Raw genomic sequence first — 1,350 nt, forward strand, 5'->3', positions numbered from 1 at the left:
GCCTTATACCAAGGAGGTCGCAGATTACTGTGACCCCTTTTCTTGTGGAGATTACGACCTTGACGATTTTTTCAGCCATGATGTCTTTCTCTATGAGGATGAATTGCTTGGCAAAACGTATTGTTGGATAAACCGAGAGAATCAGCGTGAAATTGTGGCGATTGCCACTCTCTCCTACGATGGCATTAAGACCTATACACTCGACAATCCGTCACGAAATGCTCTCCAACGAAAGATACCCCAGCAAAAGCGCCACCGCAGCTATCCTGCGGTGTTGATTGGTCGCCTCGGTGTGAACAAGACATTTCAAGGTCAAGGATTGAATATAGGCACTCAGCTCATGGATGTCCTCAAATACTGGTTTATGGACGAGAATAATAAGGCGGCTTGCCGCTATATGCTCGTTGATGCCTACAATACCGAATCCACTCTGCATTACTACCTGAAAAACGGCTTTAAGCCTCTATATAAGACCGAGCAAGGAGAGAAAGATGCGTTTGGCATATCTGCCGATGAGGATTTGAAAAGCCGGATTTTCTTCTTCGACCTAAAATTGATAACAGCATAATTTCCTCTGCATTTTCTGCATTATCCGCATTTTGCGTGGAAAATTTTAGTAAGAAGACGGATAGATATGAAACGCGAGTCCATACGTCATACGGGTATGGGGTTGCGCCGTATCTTTCTTACAGGTCTTCCACAACAACCCTCGTGTTAGATACGACGCTTCTCCATACCCTTTTTGCGTAATGTCGAAACATCGGGAACAATCGTTAAGAAATAGGTCGGATATACTTAGAAAGTGCTATCCGCTGGTTGCTATCGGCAGTTGGGACGCTATCGCGATTTCCGATATTGAAAAGGTAATCAAGCAGACAAGGGGTGCTATCGCATACTATTTCAAGAATAAAAAGACTCTTTTCGCCAATATCCTCGACGAACTGTTCTTCCCGGTGTTCGCGCTCTCGGATGACGAACGCGAGAAACTATCCAAGGCTACTGTCTCCGACTTCTATAACAGATACAAGACCCCGTTTGAGCGAGTCCGCGATGATTTAAGGGATAACTACGGTGTAGAAAACCCGTCACAGGCAATCTTCAATCTATTCATTCAAGGCTCCAAGCACTACGACCAATTCACATCAAACGTCGGCGAACTGATGCAGCTGGAGCAAGACTTCATGAGCCGCATAGTCGGAGGCCGTGTAAACAACATTCTCGACCTAAACCGCGTCTATGTCGAGAATATCGGAAATATCTTTATCGAGTCAATGAATTTTGATTCTAATTAATAATATATCATTCATTTCAGTAAATTTGATATGCTATTATTTTTACGCTGATTGAGAG

The 1,350-nt window shown here is 43.9% G+C and carries 2 protein-coding genes; both read left to right on the forward strand.

Translation table 11 applies throughout. From position 1 onward, the window contains the following. A partial coding sequence (locus tag C5O24_RS13375) for a GNAT family N-acetyltransferase (RefSeq protein ID WP_107681978.1) occupies window positions 1-568 on the forward strand: 568 nt, incomplete at its 5' end. 181 nt (window positions 569-749) lie between these two features. Next, window positions 750-1,292, forward strand: a complete 543-nt coding sequence (locus C5O24_RS13380) for a TetR/AcrR family transcriptional regulator (RefSeq protein ID WP_107036982.1) — start codon at window positions 750-752, stop codon at window positions 1,290-1,292. The last annotated feature ends 58 nt before the right edge of the window (window positions 1,293-1,350 follow it).

This window comes from Paramuribaculum intestinale (assembly GCF_003024925.1).
Taxonomy (GTDB): Bacteria; Bacteroidota; Bacteroidia; order Bacteroidales; family Muribaculaceae; genus Paramuribaculum; species Paramuribaculum intestinale.

What these genes read in the sequence shown, in the direction of transcription:
- C5O24_RS13380 (WP_107036982.1), top strand. Translation starts at nt 750, where the DNA reads ATGTCGAAACATCGGGAACAATCGTTAAGAAATAGGTCGGATATACTT.